Consider the following 22776-nt stretch of genomic DNA (forward strand, 5'->3'; position numbering starts at 1 on the left):
TTGAATAAGGAAAAATATTAAATTGAAATTTTAACTTTTTATTTTATGTTATAATGTAAATACCATACTAAAAAGGATGATGCATAAGTGAAGCTGAAACAAAAAAAGAAATTACTTACTTATGAGGAACTTATTCAAAATATGAAAGACAAAGGAATAACTTTTCAAATAACCACTGAAGCTAAAGCAATTGAAATTTTAAAAGAAAATAACTATTATTATAAATTAGGGTCATATAGAAAAAACTATACATGCAATCGAAGTGGGAAATACGAGAATCTAGAATTTGCTTATTTATCAGATTTAGCCATATTAGATATGCGATTGAGATATATAATGCTACAAATGTGTTTAGATATTGAGCATTCTATTAAAACTAAACTATTAAAAAATATTACCTTGGATAAAAAAGAAGAAGGCTATAAAATTATGGAATCATTTTCGAAAAAGATGAGCGTAGAAAGATAGAACTTTTTAAAAAAGAGCAATACTACAATAAAAAACAGCAACTATGCTATACCTCGATATACCAAAAGTATTACGATAATCCACCCGTTTGGGTAGCTTTAGAATTGATGAGTTATGGAACCTTTGTAATGTTCGTAGAGCACTACTATTCTGATGTGTTTTTTAATAAAGATAACTTTAAGATGTCCAATGAACTATTAAAATTCGCCAAAAATATTAGAAATAAGTCTGCTCATAGTAGCCCTCTTATTTTATTCATAAAACCTGGAAAGGCTATTAATCCCTTTTTAAAAGAACAAAACAAAAATTATATAAAGCTCAGTGAGTCTCAACTTAGAGTTAAAAGAATTCATGACATATTTGCGACATTCCTTCTACACAAAACTTATTGCAGCCACGGAGTACAAGAGAACAAGAAAGAAATGCTCAATGATTATAAGATAAGGCTTCATAGAACAAAAGATTATTATTCATCTAACATTGACATTAAAAGATTTTTCACTGCTATCAATATACTAATTGACAAATTATATCAATATTGATATCATCTAACTAAGGAACAAGGTTTAAACCTTGGCATTATTATTGTACGCAATTTTAATGTTTAGAAGTACGGAAAGGATGTTCTTAACGAACATCCTTTTTTTATGAGCTACGGTGTTATATAAAATACCTTCCATTTTGATGGATAGTGCCTCTAATTTATAGTCTGGATTTGGTGTGATGATTTGACCACCTCACAAGTCTTTGTGATATCACCAGATTACGATTAAAAATAGGATAAATGAATTTCGGAAAGATTTTCGGCATAAAAATCTATGACTAAACTTCAAGCACACTCTCCCAGAACACCTTTACACTTCCATTTCAAAAGAATATACTTTAAAATAAAGAAGTAATGTGTTTTATGAATTATGGACTGAGGAGGATTATAAATGGAACACAAAAAACGGACAAGTTTTCCGAAAGATTTCTTATGGGGATCGGCTTCTGCAGCATATCAAATTGAAGGTGCGTGGGATGCAGACGGTAAAGGCCCATCGGTTTGGGATGAGTATGTTAGAATACCGGGTACAACTTACAAAGGAACAAACGGAGATGTTGCGGTAGACCATTATCATCGTTATAAAGAAGATGTTAAATTGATGGCAGATGCTGGTCTTAAGGCCTATCGTTTTTCAATTGCTTGGTCGCGTATTTTCCCCAAAGGAAAAGGGGAAGTAAATGAGGCCGGACTTAAATTTTATGATGATTTAATTGATGAACTTTTAAAATATGACATTGAACCACTTGTCACGATTTATCACTGGGATATTCCTCAGGCGCTTTTCGATGAATATGGTGGTTGGGAATCACGGGAAGTCATTCAAGATTTTACAAACTATGCCGTTACTTTATTTAAACGCTACGGTGACCGAGTAAAATACTGGGTTTCTTTAAACGAACAAAATATCTTTGTTGGAATGGGTTATGGTCAAGCTCTTCATCCGCCAAAAGTTTCTGATCCAAAACGGATGTATGCGGTGAACCATATCGCCAACTTAGCCAACGCTAGTGTAATAAAAGCCTTTCACGCGGTTTGTCCTGATGGGAAAATTGGACCTAGTTTTGCCTACACTCCTCACTATCCAATTGATACAGATCCAAAAAATGTTCAGGCTGCTGATGATGCGGAAGAATTAAATAGTTACTTTTGGATGGATGTTTATGCGTATGGACGTTATCCAAGTGCGGTTTGGAAATATCTTGAGGAACAAAATATTGCGCCTACAATTGAGGATGGCGATATGGAATTACTACGTGCCGGCACGCCTGACTTTATGGGTGTGAATTATTATCAATCTGCAACGGTTGCTTATAACCCACTTGATGGGGTTGGTATGAGTAATGAAATGAATACGACAGGTAAGAAAGGGACTTCAAAAGAGACCGGGGTTCCTGGCGTTTACAAGAAAGTTGTTAATCCTTTTGTAAAAACGACAAATTGGGACTGGACCATTGACCCGAAAGGTTTACAAATTGCCTTACGCCGCATTAATAGCCGCTATCAACTCCCTATTTTAATCACAGAGAATGGTTTAGGGGAATTTGATAAGCTAGAAGACGGACAAATTCACGATGACTATCGTATCGACTATTTGGCAAGCCATGTGACGGCAATTCGTGACGCGATTAGCGACGGGGTTACTATGCTTGGCTACTGCACATGGAGCTTTACAGATTTACTTAGCTGGTTAAACGGCTACCAAAAACGTTATGGTTTCGTGTATGTGGACCGCGATGTTTCTGATGATGCGCCGATGACACGTATTCCTAAGAAGAGCTTTTATTGGTATAAAAAAGTGATAGAAACAAATGGCGAAGAATTATAAAAAAAGTGGGATGGCACATGGCCATCCCACTTTTTATAAGGGCGTTTCAATTTATTTTGCGTTCACATATTCTGCTGATTTAATACCGGCTTGACGTCCGAAAATAATAATTTCTGCAACCGAGTTTCCACCAATACGATTTTCACCGTGTAATCCGCCAGCTACTTCCCCTGCTGCAAATAAACCCGTAATTGGTTTACCATCTTTATCCAGAACTTCGGTGTTCGTATTAATTTTCACACCACCCATTGTATAATGAATGCCAGGCCCAATTTTAATCGCATAATATGGCGCTTTTGATAAATCATTATCCATTCCAGTTTCACGACCGAATTCAGCGTCTTTTTTAGCTTTTACGCTACTATTCCACGTATCTAACGTTGCTTTCAAATCATTTGCCGGAACATCCATTTCTTTCGCTAATGCTTCAACTGTATCCGCTTTTTTCACAAAGCCCATTTCTTCATATTGTTTAATGGCCTTCACACGTTCTGTAACCCCTGCATCAAAAACTAAGTAAGCTGATTTTGCAGGCTCTTTATTAATGGCTGCTGTTACTTTATCGCGTGTATCTAGTTCATTTGTGAAACGTTTGCCATCGTTATTTACTAAGATGGCCCCTTCACCACGAACGGCTTCCCCGATTAAATACGATTTTTCTTGTTGTACAGTAGGATGAACTTGAATTTGATCCATATCCACTACTGTCCCGCCAAGTTTTTCAATCATTTTAATACCATCGCCTGTGCTACCTTCTTGGTTCGTTGTCACATACCCTTTTAAATCAGGACGAACTTTTTCAATCATGTCCGCATTGGCACCGTAACCACCTGTTGTCACAATAACTGCATCTGCCGCAATTTCTTTTTCTGTCTTATTATTAAATAAGACTTTTACGCCACTCACTTTTCCATCTTTTTGCATGATTTCTGTTACATTTGCATTAACAAATGTCGGGATTTTTTCTTCTTGAACGTTCCCTAAAAGGCCATCTACTAAGTATTGTCCTACTGCAGAACCATCTTCAGGACGATGCGTTCTTTTTTCGTTCATTCCACCTGTAATGGTAATATTGTTCAATTTAATGCCTTTTGTATCTAGCCAGTCAATCGCGTCTGCGGAATTATCTACGAAGAAGCGGAGCATCTCTTTATCGTTTGTTCCGTGTCCGCCTTCTAAAGTTTCCTTATAAAAAAGGTCGTTACTGTCCTTAATCCCTTGCTCTTTTTGGAATTTTGTTTCGGAAGCATTCATTCCTGATGAGGCTTTCGATGTATTTCCTCCGGCAACCGGCATTTTTTCAAAAATAACGGGGTTTAAGCCTTTTTCTTTCGCTTCAAGAGCGGCTGTCATTCCAGCGCCGCCCGCACCAACGATAACAATATCATATTGATCTTTTAATTTATCCATGGCCGTATAACTTGCCTGGGATGCTCCCGAATTCACTTCCGCTGCTTCTTCTTTTTCGCTAGACTTGCCCTTATTTTTTTCATTTGCCTTATCACTAGACCCGCACCCTGCAAGCACAAGTGTGATAGAAAGGATAAAAATAAGTGCTGCTACTAATTTCTTTTTCATTGTTAAACCTCCATTTTATTCCCTTTTTCACGTTTTACGCCCTTATATCGTGAACACATGAACAATCATAACATAAAAAATTTACTTTGTGTGCTGTTTCACAAAAATTGTGCATAAAAAACCCTTACGCGGGTAAACGCCTAAGGGCCTTAAATACTTATTCTATACTTTACTCTTCAAAATGAGGATCTCTACCACCACGCATCATATCGGGGTTCATCCCATGAGGAAAATCACCGCGTCTAGGTCCGTCGCCGCGAAAACCAGGATGGAAACCATGACCTGGTCCAAAGCCGCCGCGCATTTGTTCAGGATTAAATTCCGGCATTCCCTCTTCTTTCGTCATATCAGCTTGCAAACCTTCTACATGCGCCGTTAAACGCTCCAATAATTCCGAAAGCGTCTCCTGCTCCTCATCCGACAAACAATCAAATACATGGCCAGATTCTACGCTAGGATGACTCATTTCTTCCGCTTTTTCTTTGCCTAAATCGGTCAAAGTTACATTCATCACACGACGATCATCTTGAGACGGCTCACGTGTGATATAGCCACTCTTTTCAAGTTTTGAAAGCAGTTCTCCTAAAGACTGATTACGCATATCAAGCAAATAGGCTAATTTTTTTTGCGTAATTTCAGGTTGCATTTTTAAAATTGCAAGTACACGTCCTTGCCCCCGATAAGGTTACCAAACGGGCCAAAGCGCTGCATTTTCATACCTTGATAACGCCATAATAAACGATCGAGTGTCAAGAATTGTTTCATTAAATTTTGTTCTTCCATTTTAAATCATCTCCAAGTTTTATTATAAAGGTACCTTATGTTCTGTATTATAAAGGCACCTTCATATTTTGTCAACAAAAAAGAAAAGGCACCTGATTAAAAATCAAATACCTTTTCTTTTTTATACGCGCGTCTTTTCCAAATGCGCGATATCATTTAGTTTCACTACACGAAACTCGCCGTTTTCATAGTCAACTTGACTGATACTTGTATTTAAAATACGTTCACCTTTTAGCCGATGATCGGCCATTTTGCCGCCGCCAAGAAGATACATAAGAAGCGTTAACGTCATGCCGTGAGATACGACAAGTACATTTCCACTTTTTTGTTCAGAGATAAGCTTTTGAATGCCTTTTTGGACACGTTCTTCTAACTGATAGTAGGTTTCGCCGCCGTTTTCACGCGCATCGAATGTGGCCGGGCTATGAAGCATAGCGTGTCGCGCTTCTTTAAACTGATCATCTAACTCGCTAACGCGGACGCCCTCCCAAGAGCCAAAGCTCATTTCACGAAATTCTTCTGTGAGGTGAATGGGAACTTTTTTTCCACTTAAAATATATTTGGCTGTATCTTGTGTACGTTTACTCGGACTTACATATGCGGCTTTAAAACGAATATCTTGAAGTGCTTCACCGACTAAAATCGCGCCATTTTTACCTTCTGACACAAGTGGTGAATCTCCCCACCCTTGCATTTGGCCCGTTAAATTCCACTCTGTTTTACCATGCCTTACAAAATAAATTGTGAGTTTGCCTTGTTCCAATTCATTTCCTCCTATAATCAAACACTAATGTGTTCATTGTACCACTCTAGGTATTTTTTTAAAAGAGGAGGAATTTAACATTTTTTCGCTTTATAGCTTGGCTAGGCTCATTGAAAGCGGTTTAGTCGCCTTGTAAATTTCACGATAAATGGCATATATTTTTTCATATGCGAGCGCATTTTCTTCGTTTGGCGTATAAATTTTATCGCTATAGGTGACGAAAAGCTTGGCACACTCATTTAGGCTTGAAAAATAGTTTAAGCCTGTTGCCGCAATCATTGCTGCGCCAACACCTGGCCCTTGTTCATTGGCTAAAGTTCGTACATTTCGATTGTAAATGTCTGCCTGCATTTGGAGCCACAGCGGGTTTTTGGCACCGCCGCCAACTGCAATGATTTCCGCCGCATCACGTCCTGCCAGTTTTAACAGCTCAAAAGTATCTCGCAGTGAAAACGTAATTCCTTCTAGAACGGCTCGCATAAAGTGGCTGCGCGTGTGTCTGCCATCAATGCCGATAAATGCCCCGCGAATTTCGCTATCTGTATACGGTGTCCGCTCTCCGCTTATATACGGTGTAAAAAGTAGTCCCAAAGCGCCGACTGGAATACGGCTCGCACTGGAAAAAAGCTCGTCAAAACTTTCTTCCGGTGCAAATTCCCGTTTAAACCAGTTCAAACTATTGCCCGCCGAAAGCGTAACACCCATGGAATAAAAAGCCGTATCTTCTATATGATTAAAGAAATGTAAAGGTGTTCTGCCGGCCTCCAAAACGTTCGACTCAAAATTTAGGAAGACGCCACTCGTTCCAATGCTTGAAAGTGCAAGACCCGGTCGAGTGATGCCAGACCCAATTGCGGCCACCGCATTATCCGCCCCGCCCATGAAAACTTTGACGTCCGTTTTAATCCCAAGCTTTTGTGCCATTGTAACAGTTACCGCGCCAATACAGGTCGTGGAAGAAACAAGTTTTGGAAGTGCCTGTTTAGGGATTTGGAACGCGTTTAAAATTTCATCCGAATATACTTTCTTTGTGACATCTAAAAGTAGCGTTCCTGCTGCATCGGAGTAATCGGTACATAGTTCACCTGTTAATATATAAGCTAAATAATCTTTTGGCAAACAAAAATGGGCCGCCTGTCGCCAAGTTTCTGGTTCATTTTGGGTAAGCCAAACTAATTTAGGAAGCGTAAAGCCTTCTAACACGGGATTTCGCGTAATTTCTCGAATATCCGGCATCGTCCGATAAATAAACTGACACGCTTCCGTCGTTCGTACATCGTTCCATAAAATCGCAGGACGCACCACTTTCATCTCGCTATCCATCACGACTAAGCTGTGCATTTGGCCCGAAAAGCTAATTCCGGCAAGTTTTTCTTTTAAATTAGAGACTTTTTGGTGTAGCACCTCAAAAACCGCGTGTAGCGCTCCGACCCACTCGGCCGGATTTTGTTCGCTATACCCCTTTTTTTCACTAATGAACGGATAATCACTCGATGCCTCGGCCACCCATTCGCCCTTCTCAGTCATCAACACTGCTTTAAGTGCACTTGTTCCTAAATCCAACCCTAACACATAAGCCATTTTCTTCTCCTTTATACTAAATAATCGTTCAAGCGGGACTTCACATATTCGATGTGGCTAGACTCGTTTTGGATAGAATCATGTGCTAACGCATATTCAGTCAGCGTTTTAAAATCTTCCTTGTCATCTAAAATACGTGCGCCAACGCCTTCCTTAAAACTGCGATATCGTTCTTCTTTTATTTTATCAAAAAAGCGATCTTCTGTTAGTTTGGCTGCTGCCTTTAAACCTCTTGCGTATGTGTCCATGCCTGCGATATGCGCCAGTAGCAAGTCTTCCATCTCAAAAGATGTTCGTCTAACTTTGGCATCAAAATTAATCCCGCCTGGTGCGATGCCGCCGTTTTGAAGTATTTCATACATCGTAAGGGTTGTGTCGTAAATGTTTGTTGGAAATTCATCCGTATCCCAGCCTAGAAGAAGGTCCCCTTGATTGGCATCAATAGAGCCTAGTGCCCCGTAAGTTCTAGCCACATTTAATTCGTGTTCAAAAGTGTGCCCGGCAAGCGTGGCGTGGTTTGCTTCTAAATTCAGTTTAAAATCATTTTCAAGACCATATTTTTGTAAAAACGCCATCGTAGTAGCGGCATCAAAATCGTATTGATGCTTCGTGGGTTCTTTTGGCTTCGGCTCAATTAGAAACTGCACATCATGTCCGATTTCTTTTGCATAGCGAATCGCCATTTTATACATCCGTGCCATATTCGCTTGTTCAAATTCCATGTCTGTATTAAGAAGGGATTCGTAACCTTCTCTACCGCCCCAAAAACGTAATTCTGCCCACCTAATTTTTTACTAATATCGAGCCCTTTTTTAATTTGAGCAGCTGAAAATGCGTATACATCTGCATGATTTGTCGAAGCAGCACCATTTAAAAAGCGTGGATGTGTGAAAAGGTTTGCTGTGTTCCATAGCAATTTAATCCCCGTCTGTTTCATCTTATCTTGAATTAAATCCGTTATTTCATCCAAATTGTGCATAAATTCTTGTAAAGAATTTCCTTCCGGTGCAATATCCACATCATGAAAACAAAAATATTCCACGCCAAGCTTCTCTAAAATTTCAAAAAACATCTCCACACGATTTCGCGCAAGCTCCATTTCATTTTCACCAAAAACATGACGCACATTCGTCGCAGCACCAAACGGGTCAGATCCGTCTTGAGTCATGGTATGCCAATAAGCAACCGCAAAGCGCAAATGCTCCTTCATCGATTTCCCCAAAAACCACTTCTTCCGGATTATAATGTCTAAAAGCAAACGGATTTTCTGACGTTACACCTTCATAATTTATTTTTTCAATTTGTTTAAAATACGTCATAATACTCTCCTTTATTTTTCGTTTTCTCGAAACGCACGATTTCGTTCTTCTAACTCTACTAAATATTGTTTTTCTTGTTTATCTGCACGATAGAAAAATAGGGCAATTGCAGCAATCGCAAAACCGATAATTGGAATCCAGACGAAATTAAATTCAATCGCACGAAGTGATTCGGTCGTTTGCGTCTGGTTCGCCTGATAACCGCCCGTAGCCAAAATTAAAGCCGTCAAGGCGCCGCCGATACCCATACCAAATTTTGCCCCAAAGCTAGAAGCAGAAGTTAATAGCCCTTGAGCGCGTACGCCATTTTTCCATTCTCCATAATCCACCGTGTCGGCTAACATAACAGACAATAATCCGGAAATAAAGCCGGTTCCAAATGCATTGACGACAACGCCTAAAATAATAATGGCGATACTCAAATTGTGTGCCCCAATACCCATAATAATTTGGCCAATAATCGCAAGCGCTAGGCCCATAACCATCGTATTTCTCTTACCAAAGCGATTCGCTACAGCTGGTGTAAAGAGCAGTGTGAGAAGCGATCCAAACGCCAGCGCCATAATAATCGGAACTAAATCTTCTCGGCCAAGATTGTATTTAAAGAAATAAACCGTCGTTTGATTTTTCATCGTCATAGCCATCCAGTAAATAAAGTTCATTAAAATCATAATCATCCATGGCCAGTTGCGTTTCATTGCTTTTACGCTATCCTTCACGCGCACCACTTTTTGAACGTTTGTGACGCGCTCTTTGGTGTTTACGAAAGTATTTAGAAGTAAAACAACAGCTACTATTGAAAAAAGTAAAATGGTTAGGAAAAATCCTTTTTGCTGATCTCCTGAACCTAAAAGGGCCACAATTGGCAAGGTGAAAACGGTCACGATAATTTGTCCTAGTGTCCCGCCAAATTGCCGAATGGTGCCTAGTACAGTCCGTTCTTTTGGATTATTTGTTAAGCTAGGCAAGATAGAGGTGATTGGTAAATTGACACATGAATAAAAAATACCAACCAAAATATACGTCACATAAGCCCAAACGATTTTGCCGCCGTCTGACAAGTCAGGCGTTGTAAAAGTTAAAACACACATTAAGCCAAACGGAATGGAAAACCATAAGAAAAACGGTCTACTCTTCCCCCATTTGGTATGAGTTCGGTCAATAAAAATCCCAATAATTGGCCCATCAAACGCATCAATTACACGTGCGACTAAAAATAGTGTCCCAACTGCCGCTGCACTAATGCCGTAAACATCGGTATAAAAAAACATTAAATATGTTCCGATAACTTGAAATGCTAAATTACATGCTGTATCACTTAAGCCATAACTAATTCTTTCTTTCCATGGAACCATCGCTTTTAGCGGTGCTGCTTCTTTTATACGTTCTGTTGCTTCCATTTCGTTACCCTCACTTTTTTAATTTTTATTGTAGACGAAGTTTTTTTGCTCCCTCAAAACGCTCGGTTTCAGCTGAAATTTGCTTATGCCACAGAACCGAATAATTGTCTATATTTTCTACTTCTAAAGAAACTTTCTCACCTTCTTTACTTACTTTGACGCAAGCCACTTTTTCCCCTGTTTTAGAATAAATATCCTTTGAAACAGAAATATCTGCACCAAGAAAACCGTATACATGGATTTCAGGATTTGCCGCATAATCGTATTCAGCATGCGCATCTTCTCTTCCCATCACAATAATACTATTCTCTTTAGCTAGAAGCGGAAATGACATATAATCGTGGATTTCGCTATACCATTTTTCTCCTTCATAGGTTTTTTCGGTTAAAATGTTCGTCCATTTTCCTTTCGGCAAGTAAAATTCACCTCTACCCACAGAATTAAAAATCGGTGCCACAAGAAGAGAATCGCCGAGCATATATTGCCTGTCAAGCGTTCCAGCCGTTACATCTTCTGGGAAACTCATTACCATCGGACGCATCATGGGAATACCCGTTTGACTCGCACACACAGCATGCGCATACAAATACGGCATCAAGCGTAATTTTAGTTTAGTAAATTTACGCGTTACTTCCGTCGCCTCATCATCAAACACCCACGGAACACGGTATTCTACATTGCCATGGTAGCGACTATGGGAGGATAAAAGCCCAAACTGTCCATCTTTTATAAATGTCCGGTGTGGCACCTTCTTCAAATCCGCCAATATCATGACTCCAAAAACTAAAACCGGATAACATAAAGGATAAGCCGCCTCGAAGTGATTCTGCCATGGACTCATAGGTTGATAAACAATCGCCTCCCCAGTGAACTGGAAATTTTTGACTTCCTGCCGTAGCCGATCTTGCAAACACTACCGCTTCACCAGGCTTTTTACGTTCTAAAAGTTCATATACAGCCTCATTATACTGATACGCATAATAATTATGCATTTTCTCCGGATCAGAGCCATCAAAATAGGTCACATCTGTCGGGATTCGTTCACCGAAATCTGTTTTAAATGCATCAACACCCATATCCATTAATGCCTCAAGTTTCGATAAATACCAAGCTTTGGCATCTGGATTGGTAAAATCAACAATGGCTTGGCCGCCTTGCCACAAATCCCATTGCCATACAGAACCGTCTTGCCGCTTGATAAAGTAACCGTTTTCTTTTCCTTCTAAAAATAATGGCGATTTTTGGGCAATGTACGGGTTTATCCAAACACAAATTTTCAAACCTTTTTCCTTCAAACGTTTTAACATCGCTTCCGGATTTGGGAAAACACGTTTATCCCATTCAAAATTACACCATTCAAAATCTTTCATCCAAAAACAATCAAAGTGGAAAACTTCAAGCGGAATATCACGCTCCGCCATCCCATCAATGAAGCGATTAACCGTTTTCTCGTCATAATCCGTACAAAATGATGTGCTAAGCCATAAACCAAACGACCAAGCTGGAGGTAAGGCAGGTTTTCCCATAATATCCGTATATTTTTGTATAATACTAGCCATTGTCGGACCATAAATGATGTAATACTCTAAAGTTTCCCCCGCCACACTAAATTGATTTTTCGACACATGTTCTGTCCCGATTTCAAAAGATACGTGCTCCGGATGATTAACAAAAACACCATAACCTTTATTGCTGATGAAAAAAGGAACATTTTTGTAGGACTGATCGCTACTTGTCCCCCCGTCCTTATTCCAAATATCAACAGTCTGCCCGTTTTTGACAAAATTGGTAAATCGTTCACCTAAACCATAAATATTTTCCCCAACAGAAAGGTTCAGACGTTCCCGCATAAATGCCCCTTCAGCTGACTCAATATAGCCTTCTCCGCCTACATCAGACGAGGTGAGTAAAGTATCCTCTCCAAAAAATGAAATCTTATAATCTGTCTTATGTAGCTCAGCTTTTAAGTGACCTGACTGAATAATGATTTTCTCTTCTTCATCCGTCGTTTCTAGCGCCATCTTATTTTTTGTAACTGGAAATTCCGGGCCTTTCTTTTCTTCGCCATCATGATGCGTTAAGGTGACTTTTAAAATATCTTTTTGAGGCGCTTCAATGCTTGTCGTCATCATTCCCAAATTTAACGTATCGCCTCTTGTAACAATTTTTTTAAATGGTGCAAAAACCTCCATTGAATCCGCTTTCATTTTGTAATCAAAAATTTCTTTTGGCGTATGAATTGTGTAACCTTCCTTGACGAGCCAAATACCATCTGTAAATTTCATGACTTTTCCTCCCATTCTTAAACGTTTGCAAAAGTTTCGTTTTGAGTTTGTTAGCATAATAAACTAACTAACCATAATATAAAGGAATACAGTTTCTTTTGTCAAGTCTTTTTGCTAAAATAAAAAGAGAAAGCGGGGGAAACGGATGTTTACTAATCGTGCAGGAATTCGAGAATCAAACGAACGAATCGTTTTAAATACCATCGCGCAAAAAGGACCACTCTCACGTGCGCTATTATCAGATACCATCGGGTTAAATAAAGCGACCATTTCTGATATTGTTAAAAAATTAATGGCACAAAAATTAATAAATGAAGTCGGTATCGGCGAAAGTACAAACCAGGGCGGACGAAAGCCCATTATGCTTGAACTAAATGCAAAAGCCGGTTTTTCCGTAAGCGTGGATATTGGCTATAATTACATGGATATCATGATTCAACGCCTAGACGGCACCGCCTATAAGCGCGAACTATTCCCCTTCATCGTAATCAAAAGGGAAACGATTATCCAAGAAATCTCAAATAAACTTGATATATTCCTTTCAAGTCTACCAAAATCACCTTTTGGCATTGTTGGTATTTTAATTGCCATTCACGGCATTGTTTTGGACAATCAAATTCAATTTACGCCGGCCTATGATTTAGCAGGTTTGGATTTTTCAAGCGTACTGCGTGAACAATTTGCCTGCCCGGTTTATGTAGAGAATGAAGCTAACCTTTTAGCAGTTTCCGACCATACAAAAGAAGAAAGCTATGCAAACCTCGTGAGTATCAGTATTCATTCAGGTATTGGTAGCGGCGTTATTTTAAATAACGAACTTTATACTGGCGTGAACGGTTATGCTGGTGAAATTGGCCATATGCAAATTGTGACTGAAAACGGCAAACCTTGTCCGTGTGGTGCTTTTGGTTGTCTGGAATGCTATGCTTCTGAAAAACATATTTTAGATACCTATCAAGCGCGCACCGGAAATAAAAATGCGCTTGTGACCAATTTATGTCGCGCTTTTATGGAAAAAGAAGCGGAGGCAGTCGCTGTAATTGAGGATATGATTCGCTATTTAGCTATTGGTATCCAAAATTTAACTGCACTCTATAATCCGGAAATCATTTTTATTAATAGTGAAATTTCACGTCTCATCCCAGATTTCACAAAACAAATCGAAACAAGGCTAACTTCCTTTACATCCAAAAACATCGCCATAAAGAAATCTCATCTAGGCGAAGAAGCCATTTTATACGGGGCAGGGTATCTGATTATCCAGCGTTTTTTAGCCTCCTAAAAAAGGCAAGGAAACAATAAAAAGTTTCCTTGCCTTTTTAATTTATTTTCTACTTGAAACCAACAACCCTATTTTTCATCCGCTAAAAAAACAAGGCCAGCAGTCGCTTTCGCTTTCGTCACAACATCCATGACCACTAAACTATGATCAAGGCGACGAAGCATCTCTTCTTTATCCTGTTCTGTGATTATTCGCGAAAAAGCCGCAAATTCATCATACATCCGATGCTCGCTATCTTTTACATCCACATGCTCATCTTCCCCGTTGTTTGGTAAAAATTCAAAAGAATCACATACACTAACCGTTCCATTTACATGAATCGTTCCCGCGTCACCTTGGACATTTGCAGAAATAGGCGCTTTGCTATCTTTAGAACCAATGCAAACCGCTTTAAAATCACCGTAATCCATGGCTAAAATGCCCGACGTATCAATGCCTTTTTCGATATTGGCATAATAAAATACATCTTTCGGCGCTCCAAATAGGCCGACCACAAAATGAATATTATAGATATTTAAATCCATCAACGCCCCACCAGACATTTCACGGTTAAAAGCTGGTAAAATATTCCCTGCTTTAAAAGCATCATAACGCGAGGAATACTGCGAATAGTTCGCCTCCACGATTTTAATTTTCCCAAGACGACCTACTCGTTTTTTAATTTCCAAAAAGTTTTTAATATATTGATTCGTAATCGCCTCTAACAAAAACAAATCTTTCTCTTTGGCTAAATCAACAAGAATTTGTAGCTCCTTGGCGTTCGATGTAAAGGGCTTTTCACAAATGACGTGTTTGCCATGCTCGAGCGCGCGCTTTGTATATTCAAAGTGCAAATGATTCGGAAGCGCCACATAAACCGTATCAATCGTATCGTCATTTAAAAAGGCCGAAAAATCCGTATGCACTTTTTGAATGTTATATTGCTGTTGTAAATCTTCCAGTTTCGCTAAACTTTTTTCGCGACCATAAATGGCTGCAAGTGTAATTTCAGGTAGCTCCACAAAAACAGGTAACAAATCATGTACAATCATTCCCGAACCTACAATACCTAATTTCATTTTACCAACACTCCTCTACACCTTTTTCTAAAATTTGCATTTGCAGTAAAGTTTCAACATCGCTTACTTGCTTTTCCCGTCCGTTTATAATCGCATCATGCAGGCCGTCGTACACGCGTCCATAATCGCCCACTTCAGAAATAATTTTTTCCTCATGATACACCCCGTTTTCATCCACATAAGTGAGCGTCCCGTAGTGCTCTTGTAAATCAATCCCAAAATCTGCGTTTTCAGGCATATAAAACAATTTTAAATGTTCTTCTTGTCTATCTTTTGTTTCTTTCACAAAAGAGCCTTTTTTGCCGTAAACTACAAAGCTTGGACGTGCTTTTAAGCGGAAATAACTCGACTTTACAGAGACTTTTAGAATATTGTAGTAAAAATCAAGGTCAAAATAGTCGTTCATCCGATTTTCGCCTAGTAACTGCCGCACATCATAATGGATTTTATCCGGCTTTCCGAAATAAGATAAAACTTGGTCAATAGTATGGCAGCCATGGCCGTATAAATAGCTATTATAAAACTCAAATTTGTGCGCCGCTTCAGGAACTTCCGGCCTAAAATAATCATAATGCATTTCAACTTCTAAGAGGTCGCCTAGTTTACCACTTTCAATTACACGTTGTACGGTTAAAAAGTCGGAATCGAAACGGCGGTTTTGGTAGCACTGGACGATTAATCCTTTTTCTTTAGCCAAATTAAAAATTTCCTCGGCCTCTTTATACGTCATCATAAATGGTTTTTCAACTAAAGCATGTTTTCCTGCTTCTAAAACTTGCTTAGCAAAACTAAAATGAGACTGTTGCGTTGTAGCAACAACAATCATTTGAATTTCTGAATCTGCCAGTAATTCTTCTAAATTCGTTGTATAATGAATATGATCGAATTTTTTCCATGCATCATGATCTGGGTTTCTTCGGTAAATCGTTTTTACACGAATATTATCCCTTTCTAATACAAATGGTAAATGGTATCGATTGGTACTCTTCCCATTTCCGATATAACCGATAGTTAGCATCATTTGTCCTCCTCGTTCTCCTTTGATACTTTTATCTTATAAGTATTTGGCGAAAAAGGCTACCAATTGTATTTCTATCGCTTCATTTAGAAAAAATTGTTCCAAACCTTATCCAGTAAACTTACTTTTTGTACAAAAAGTTCATGAAAGGGGCTTTTTTATGCTTTTAACGAAAATGAAAAATATGGTCAATTTTACGTCCACTGAAAAGGAAATTGCGACATTTATTATTAAAAATACAGATATAATGGAGCATTTAACCATTCAAGAGCTTGCGAAACAGACCTATTCATCGCATGCTACCATCATCCGTTTTACTCGAAAACTGGGACTTTCGGGGTTTCGAGAATTTAAAATTGCGCTTGTTAAAGATATTCAAAACCGGGAGTATCCCCTTTCTGACGTTGATCCTAACACGCCTTTTAAAGCAAACGACTCCCTTATGGATATTAGCCGGGAAATGATGGAACTTACGCAGCAAACTGCTAGGGAGAGCTTTCAACTTTTAACGGAGGATGCGCTTCAGGAGGCCACGAGTAGGCTTCATTCGGCTGACCGAATTTTTTTGTTTGCTGTTGGTGATTCACAAATCCGGGCAGAGAGCTTTCAAAATAAATTATGGAAAATTAACCGCTACACCATTCTTGCAACAAAAAGAGCAGAGTGGGCAGTTCACACGGCCAATATGACCACACGCGATTGCACGCTTTTTATTAGCTACGATGCAAAATCAAAACTTGATGTAACGGCTGCCAAATTTTTAAAAGAGCGAAAAATCCCGATGATTCTTCTTACCTCTCATTCGACGAGCGAACTTAGCCAACTGGCCGATATTTCCATTTCTATTCCGAAAACTGAAGATAAGACAACTCTTAAAATTTCAACGTTTGCCTCTCAAATTGCCTTTGATTATGTTCTGAATGTATTTTTTGCCACACTTTATCAAATGGACTACACGGAAAATAGAGCGTATCTAGCTAAAAACCAAGCTTTCTTCCAAGAAAATGATATTTAAAAAGACCCCCATTTGGAGGTCTTTTTATTATTTATCCGTATCAAGCGGTGTCAAATGCGCTTCAATTTCAGCGCGTCTGCTTTCAAATTTTGGTGGCAACTCCACGTAAGTTCCGCGTTCCACTTCAAAATCCGTTTGAAATCCCGGGCCGTCTGTTGCAAGTTCAAACAAAATGCCGTTTGATTCCCGGAAGTATAATGAATGGAAATAATAACGGTCAATAAATCCTGAATTAGTGTACCCTGCGTCAGAAATCCGTTCTACCCACTCAAGCATTTCAGCATCATCTTTCACGCGAAAGGCTACATGATGAATTCCTCCGGCACCTAAATTTTGCGACTCTAAATCCGGACGCGATTCAAGATGAATTTCAGTATCCATACCTCTTTCACCAGTGTGATAAACGGTAAGCAATTTTTCATTTTCTTCGTAAGCTCCTGCACGTTTAAAGCCTAATAATTTCGTTAACACCGCATCCGTTTTTTTCTTTTTTTAAAAACAGAAATGCGTACAGGCCCTAAGCCTATAATGGCATATTCAATCGGAACTGGACCATCCTTAAATGGATGTGCTGCTTCTTTCCTCTCATTTTCCTCATCCGATACTAAATGAATCGTTAGACCATCCACATCCTTAAAACGAATTATTTTACGGCCAAATTGTTTTTCGCCTAAACTATGAAAAACTTCAAATTCATCTAAACGTTTATCCCAATAATCTAGTGCCGCATCATTTGGCACGCGCAAACTTAGCGCTGAAATTTGGTTGCGCCCAGGACGGTTTTTCACCATATTAGGCACTTCAAAAAATGTAACGGCTGAACCAGGGCTACCGATTTCATCGCCGTAATATAAATGATACGTATAAGGATCATCTTGATTCACAGTTTTTTTCACAAGACGCAAACCCAATACTTTTGTATAAAAATCAAAATTTCTTCTAGCATTTTCAGTAAAAATAGAAATATGATGTAATCCTAGTAATTCCATTATTTCTGCCCCCTAATTTAATTTTTTAAGTAAATCAAGCAGCTGTTTTTGTTCTTCGCGCGTTAATTTACTAAATTGCTCTCGTTGAAACGCTTCTTGCTTTGGAACAAGTTCATTGTAGCAAGCAATCCCTTTTTCCGTTAACATAATAAATTTTTCACGGCCTACTTTTTCGCGGCGCACATATTGTTGTGTTTCGAGTTTTACGAGTAACTGTGTGATATTCCCTTTTGTCACAACCAATTTTTTGCCCAGTTCTTGTTGTGTAAACTTACCTTCTGGACCGATTTGGGCTAGCAAATCGAACATGGCTGTTGAGATTCCGGCTTCTTTAAAATTTTGATTGGTGAGCTTCATATTGCGATTATAAAAACGACTTAAGCGAAACCAGAGGACAACGCCTAGTCGGTCATCTTTTTTTACCATCTCAAACCGCCTCCTTTTATTTAGTTTAGTACTAAACTAAATAAAAAGCAAGTTTTTTAACTTACTTCCCCTCACTCACAAAGTCAAGTAGCTCCTCTACTACTTTTTGCGTATCGGCCTGCTTAATTCCTAAAATATGCGAATGCCAAATCCCATCAATGGTATAGCGAACAAAATGGGATTTTTCGGGACCAATTTCAGGAGCAAGGCGGCTAAAGTCCTCATCATAAACCGCATTCCACTCTTCATTATCGACATCTTGGGTAATGACAGATGCTAAAAGGGCTGCGTGAAGTCCAATTAAATCTGCATCTTCTAATTGGCGAAGATTTCCTGCAATATAGGCTTCTGTAAAAGGGATTTTGGAGTGATTTTTTCGCTTCTCATACTCCTTCATAAGAATTTCATTATACGCATCGATGGTATAGGTAATTAATGATTTTGTGAGCTCTTCTTTATTTTTAAAGTAATAAAAGATGGCAGCTTTGGTCATTCCTGCTTTTTTGGCAACTTTGGCTAAACTGTAATTTTGAATTCCTTCTTCTGAAATCACGTCAATTGCCGACTTGATAATTAAATTTCTACTACTCATCTTGTTCCTCCGTTCACGTCTTTCCTAAATTTTACCCAAGATTTCCCTTTTTAGCAATTGTAAGCGCTAAATTTAAGGCTTGACATGTAATGCATTACAGAAAGTATGATAAAAATGTAAAAATTAATGATTGAAGGAGCGACGAACATGACAGAATTAAAATCAGGTTTTCCGAAGAACTTTTTATGGGGAGGCGCAACCGCTGCTAACCAAGTTGAAGGTGCATACGATTTAGATGGAAAAGGCTTATCTACCGCGGATATGGTGAAATTTGTACCAAAATCGGAACGTGGCAATGATTTTTCACTTGATGTTACAAAAAAGGAAATTGACGCTATTTTAGCTGGTGAAGTTGACGCTCGCTTTCCAAAACGTGATGGGATAGATTTTTATCATCATTACAAAGAGGACATTGCTCTTTTTGCCGAAATGGGTTTTAAAACTTTTCGTTTATCCCTAAACTGGGCACGTATTTTCCCAAATGGTGATGACACTACACCGAATGAAAAAGGATTAGCTTTTTATGATTCTGTTTTTGATGAACTCTTAAAATATGGTATTGAGCCACTTGTCACTTTGTCACATTATGAAACCCCCTTAAATCTGACACTAAAATATAACGGTTGGGCGGATCGCCGTGTAATTGGCTTCTTTACCCATTATGCTGAAACCGTTTTTAAACGCTATCAAAATAAAGTTAAATACTGGCTAACTTTTAACGAAATTAACGTGATTTCTCTTAGCCCGTACACAGGCGGAGGTGTTTTAGTAGAAAACGCCGAAAACCCTCTTCAGCTGTCGTATCAAGCCGCACACCATCAATTCTTAGCAAGTGCGCTTGCGACCAAACTTTGCCATGAAATTATCCCTAATTCACAAGTCGGGTGTATGCTGGCACGCATGGCGACTTACCCAGCAACAAATAACCCAGACGATGTACTAAAGGCACAACACGAAAATCAAATGAACCTTTTCTTCACAGATGTGCATGCGCGCGGAACGTATCCTACTTTCATGAATCGTTTTTTTGCAGAAAATAATATTGTGATTAAAAAGGAGACTGGCGACGACGAAATCCTAAAAGAACATACTGTCGATTTCATCTCATTTAGTTACTACATGTCGCTTTCGGCAACCGTAAAACCTGAAGGCGACCGCACAGCTGGTAATTTTATGGGCGGTGTGAAAAATGAATATCTTGAGACATCTGATTGGGGCTGGCAAATCGATCCTAAAGGTTTGCGCTTTACATTAAACGACCTTTATACCCGCTATAACTTGCCACTTTTCATCGTAGAAAACGGTTTAGGGGCTTATGATACAGTAGAAGATGATGGTAGCATTCATGATGATTACCGCATCGACTATTTGCGCAAACATATTGAACAAATGAAAGAAGCAATCAAAGACGGCGTTGACCTTATGGGCTATACAAGTTGGGGGCCAATTGATTTAATTAGCGCTTCTACGAGTGAAATGTCAAAACGTTATGGTTTCATTTATGTTGATCAAGATGACGAAGGAAACGGCACTTTAAAACGCTCGAAAAAAGACTCTTTCAATTGGTATAAAAAAGTCATCGCTTCAAATGGCGAAGATTTAGCATAAGCAAAAAAACACACACTTTCGGATTAATGAAAGTGTGTGTTTTCTTTCTGTTACGCTTTTTTACGTCGGAATAAAATCACGCCTGCAAGTAACACGAGCGTTCCACCCAAAATACTTGCTATCCCTAGCGCTTTATCGCCAGTTTTCGGAAGGCTATTTTTCTCTCTTTGTAACGTATTCGTATTTTTCTCCTTACCGGTCTGCGCTTTATTCGTCGGATTCATTTTTGAAGTCTCTACTTCATTTTTCACTGTATCTTGTTTTCCTACCTCATTTGTTACCCCTTGTGGCGCTTTTGTGGGTGTTTTATTTTCCTGAACATCACCCGCCGGAACATCTGGTTTTTCATTTGCATTTTCATTTGGTACTTCGTTTGGTGTTTCATTCGGATTTTCACTTGGATTTTCTTCTGGTGCAGTCGGTGTCCCCTCGTCATCTGGAACATTAGGATTGGTTGGATCAACTGGTGTAACAATCGGTTCTACTTCATTATCTTCCACAATCACTTTCACACGCACAGGGTCCGCTTGTAAGCCTTTATCATTCGTTGCGTTTAACGTAACCCAGTACTCACCAGGCGCTAGCATGTCAACCTTTTGTTCAAAATCCGCTAAAATAGCCGAACCATCATTAGTCTTCGCATGTACATCCACTAAAAACTGTGCAGCTTCTTTCTCTTCTCCTACTTTATAAGAAATCTCAGGATCTGCTGTGATAATTGGTTTCGCGACAACGGTCACCATAACTTTCACAGGTATCGCTTGAAGTCCCGCTTCATTCCTAGCATTTAAAGTGACTTCATATATGCCAGGTTTTGAGGTATCTACCACATCACCAAAGTTGCTTGTAACGAAAGAACCATCATCCGTTTCTGCGTTTATATCCTCTAAAAACTGCTCTTCCGTAACCGCCTGATTTTCCGTATAGGTAATCGCTTCATCAGCCGTTATATTAATAAAATGGTCAATGGCAAAATACTGATCATATGTCCCGGAAGAAGCACTATAACTCTTCAAAAAACTAGGTGTAGCATAACTACCGGCCGCATTATCATACCGCGCATTGTACTCCATACTTTCTAATTGATCGAATTCTTGTTTCGTAACCCCACTAACTATAATCCCCGATTCATTAATGCTTAAGCGGCTATTATCCACTCTTGTATCATTAAATGCCAAATACGTTTGACTCGAAGACGTAGAAGTCGTAAATGGTGGTTTGTAACCATCAAAATGTGTAAAACGATTAGGCATCATATAAAAAGGAATAAAAAGCGTTTCCGCCTTGTCGTTATAAGCAAAATCGCTACTTTTTACTTTATTTACCTCGTCCATTCGTCCCGTATTTTGCCCAGTTGCAGCAAGCGATTCTAATTTAGGAAATTCTGAAATACATTGTAAATCTTTGATACCGTTAAATTGCACAAACAGCGTCTTAAGTTCAGGTAAACTTTTAAGTGCTGAGATATCTGTAATCGTCATCGTATTTTGTACATAAAGGTAAGTTAAATTTGGCAATTGATTTAATTTCGCAAATACCGCATTTGTATTAGACGTATTACTCACGCTTAGTGAATTTAAATTCGATAAACCATTTAAATTGGGGAAAATCGCATCTGTTAAATGTTGTCCTGAAAGGTATAGTGTTTGTAAAGAAGGCATTGAGGCCACAAGGGAATAATCGGTAATATTGGAAGTATTATTTAAGGTAAGTCCAGTCAAATTGTGTGCTTTTTCCAGACCTGATAAATCTGTATAGGCTCCATTTGCTAACGACACCGTTTTAATTGTATCCATTTGAGCTTGTGTAATATCCGCATCGGCCGGTTGCTTTAAAAGTCCATTTAAATATTTCTTAAGTTCCGGATCTTTTATCTGGATTGTTGTTGATTCAAGCTCTGTGCTTACCGGATCCTCTGCTAACGCATGATTTGTCATAAACGGGGTTGCTACCATCGTTGTCGCTAAAACAAAAATTGCTGCCTTATGCTTTAATGTCATTCATTAAAACCTCCTGCTGGTTGATATGGCAATCATAGTCCCATATCTAAAAAGTTTCAATGAACATTTTGTGAAGAATCATCAAAAAAATTGTTTTTTTTAACAAAAAGTATTGACAGGCTACAAACGCTGATTTTACGCTCTTTATTTATAGGTTTTTAGACACAAAATTGACATATTTGCATTAGAATTCCATGAGTCGTGTGTAATTTACACAAAAAAGACCACTTACCAAATAG

Annotated in this window: 17 protein-coding genes and 3 pseudogenes; 6 read left to right on the top strand and 14 right to left on the bottom strand. The window is 38.8% G+C overall.

The window, feature by feature from the left end:
* Window positions 1–87: 87 nt before the first annotated feature.
* From LFLEISCH_RS16125 to LFLEISCH_RS00405, 3 genes are all read left to right on the top strand, one after another.
* Window positions 88–468 (top strand): Abi family protein, encoded by a 381-nt coding sequence (locus LFLEISCH_RS16125; RefSeq protein WP_051057268.1) that lies wholly within the window; start codon window positions 88–90, stop codon window positions 466–468.
* A complete protein-coding gene (locus tag LFLEISCH_RS16415) occupies window positions 465–1010 on the top strand; it encodes an Abi family protein (RefSeq protein ID WP_420912436.1) in 546 nt (181 codons plus the stop codon). The genes LFLEISCH_RS16125 and LFLEISCH_RS16415 overlap by 4 nt, the downstream gene beginning before the upstream one ends.
* Before the next feature lie 393 nt (window positions 1011–1403).
* Window positions 1404–2840, top strand: coding sequence for a glycoside hydrolase family 1 protein (locus tag LFLEISCH_RS00405; RefSeq protein WP_007471844.1), 1437 nt, complete (start codon window positions 1404–1406; stop codon window positions 2838–2840).
* Between the two features lie 51 nt (window positions 2841–2891).
* Here the strand turns inward: LFLEISCH_RS00405 and LFLEISCH_RS00410 are convergent, their stop codons facing one another.
* The 8 genes and pseudogenes from LFLEISCH_RS00410 to yicI all read right to left on the bottom strand — a co-directional run bounded on the left by LFLEISCH_RS00410 (window position 2892) and on the right by yicI (window position 12549).
* Window positions 2892–4418: a flavocytochrome c gene (locus LFLEISCH_RS00410; protein WP_007471846.1), complete on the bottom strand. Its 1527-nt coding sequence runs from the start codon at window positions 4416–4418 to the stop codon at window positions 2892–2894.
* Window positions 4419–4587: 169 nt separating this feature from the next.
* The gene (locus tag LFLEISCH_RS00415) at window positions 4588–5064 is read right to left on the bottom strand and encodes a MarR family winged helix-turn-helix transcriptional regulator (protein WP_007471848.1); all 477 of its coding nucleotides are present in this window, start codon (window positions 5062–5064) and stop codon (window positions 4588–4590) included.
* A 2-nt stretch (window positions 5065–5066) separates the two neighbouring features.
* Window positions 5067–5201 (bottom strand): hypothetical protein, encoded by a 135-nt coding sequence (locus tag LFLEISCH_RS16130; RefSeq protein ID WP_277619579.1) that lies wholly within the window; start codon window positions 5199–5201, stop codon window positions 5067–5069.
* Between the two features lie 121 nt (window positions 5202–5322).
* The gene (locus LFLEISCH_RS00420; RefSeq protein WP_007471851.1) at window positions 5323–5964 is read right to left on the bottom strand and encodes a histidine phosphatase family protein; all 642 of its coding nucleotides are present in this window, start codon (window positions 5962–5964) and stop codon (window positions 5323–5325) included.
* A gap of 90 nt (window positions 5965–6054) precedes the next feature.
* Window positions 6055–7545: a xylulokinase gene (xylB, locus tag LFLEISCH_RS00425; RefSeq protein ID WP_007471853.1), complete on the bottom strand. Its 1491-nt coding sequence runs from the start codon at window positions 7543–7545 to the stop codon at window positions 6055–6057.
* 11 nt (window positions 7546–7556) lie between these two features.
* A pseudogene (xylA, locus tag LFLEISCH_RS00430) lies at window positions 7557–8864 on the bottom strand (xylose isomerase).
* 11 nt (window positions 8865–8875) lie between these two features.
* Window positions 8876–10264 (bottom strand): glycoside-pentoside-hexuronide (GPH):cation symporter, encoded by a 1389-nt coding sequence (locus LFLEISCH_RS00435; RefSeq protein WP_007471857.1) that lies wholly within the window; start codon window positions 10262–10264, stop codon window positions 8876–8878.
* Window positions 10265–10289: 25 nt separating this feature from the next.
* A pseudogene (gene yicI, locus LFLEISCH_RS00440) lies at window positions 10290–12549 on the bottom strand (alpha-xylosidase).
* Between the two features lie 145 nt (window positions 12550–12694).
* Here yicI and LFLEISCH_RS00445 point away from each other — a divergent pair.
* Entirely contained in the window at window positions 12695–13831 is a 1137-nt protein-coding gene (locus LFLEISCH_RS00445; RefSeq protein ID WP_007471859.1) for an ROK family transcriptional regulator, read from the top strand.
* 68 nt (window positions 13832–13899) lie between these two features.
* Here the strand turns inward: LFLEISCH_RS00445 and LFLEISCH_RS00450 are convergent, their stop codons facing one another.
* Together LFLEISCH_RS00450 and LFLEISCH_RS00455 are read right to left on the bottom strand one after the other, a co-directional pair.
* Window positions 13900–14889, bottom strand: a complete 990-nt coding sequence (locus LFLEISCH_RS00450; protein WP_007471860.1) for a Gfo/Idh/MocA family protein — start codon at window positions 14887–14889, stop codon at window positions 13900–13902.
* Window position 14890: 1 nt separating this feature from the next.
* Window positions 14891–15907: a Gfo/Idh/MocA family oxidoreductase gene (locus LFLEISCH_RS00455; RefSeq protein ID WP_007471862.1), complete on the bottom strand. Its 1017-nt coding sequence runs from the start codon at window positions 15905–15907 to the stop codon at window positions 14891–14893.
* A 160-nt stretch (window positions 15908–16067) separates the two neighbouring features.
* Between LFLEISCH_RS00455 and LFLEISCH_RS00460 the strand changes: the two genes are divergently transcribed.
* Complete coding sequence (locus LFLEISCH_RS00460; RefSeq protein WP_007471863.1) at window positions 16068–16922, top strand: MurR/RpiR family transcriptional regulator; 855 nt, start codon at window positions 16068–16070, stop codon at window positions 16920–16922.
* 27 nt (window positions 16923–16949) lie between these two features.
* Here the strand turns inward: LFLEISCH_RS00460 and LFLEISCH_RS00465 are convergent.
* The 3 genes and pseudogenes from LFLEISCH_RS00465 to LFLEISCH_RS00475 form a co-directional block, all read right to left on the bottom strand.
* Window positions 16950–17911: pseudogene (locus LFLEISCH_RS00465) on the bottom strand (ring-cleaving dioxygenase).
* Window positions 17912–17923: 12 nt separating this feature from the next.
* Window positions 17924–18337: a MarR family winged helix-turn-helix transcriptional regulator gene (locus LFLEISCH_RS00470; protein WP_007471864.1), complete on the bottom strand. Its 414-nt coding sequence runs from the start codon at window positions 18335–18337 to the stop codon at window positions 17924–17926.
* A gap of 61 nt (window positions 18338–18398) precedes the next feature.
* Entirely contained in the window at window positions 18399–18929 is a 531-nt protein-coding gene (locus tag LFLEISCH_RS00475) for a TetR/AcrR family transcriptional regulator (RefSeq protein ID WP_007471866.1), read from the bottom strand.
* A 147-nt stretch (window positions 18930–19076) separates the two neighbouring features.
* Here LFLEISCH_RS00475 and LFLEISCH_RS00480 point away from each other — a divergent pair, with 147 nt between their 5' ends.
* Entirely contained in the window at window positions 19077–20537 is a 1461-nt protein-coding gene (locus tag LFLEISCH_RS00480) for a glycoside hydrolase family 1 protein (RefSeq protein ID WP_007471868.1), read from the top strand.
* A gap of 50 nt (window positions 20538–20587) precedes the next feature.
* Here the strand turns inward: LFLEISCH_RS00480 and LFLEISCH_RS00485 are convergent, their stop codons facing one another.
* Window positions 20588–22537: a LapB repeat-containing protein gene (locus LFLEISCH_RS00485; RefSeq protein WP_007471869.1), complete on the bottom strand. Its 1950-nt coding sequence runs from the start codon at window positions 22535–22537 to the stop codon at window positions 20588–20590.
* Between the last annotated feature and the right edge of the window lie 239 nt (window positions 22538–22776).

The organism is Listeria fleischmannii subsp. fleischmannii LU2006-1 (assembly GCF_000344175.1).
Classification (GTDB): domain Bacteria; phylum Bacillota; class Bacilli; order Lactobacillales; family Listeriaceae; genus Listeria; species Listeria fleischmannii.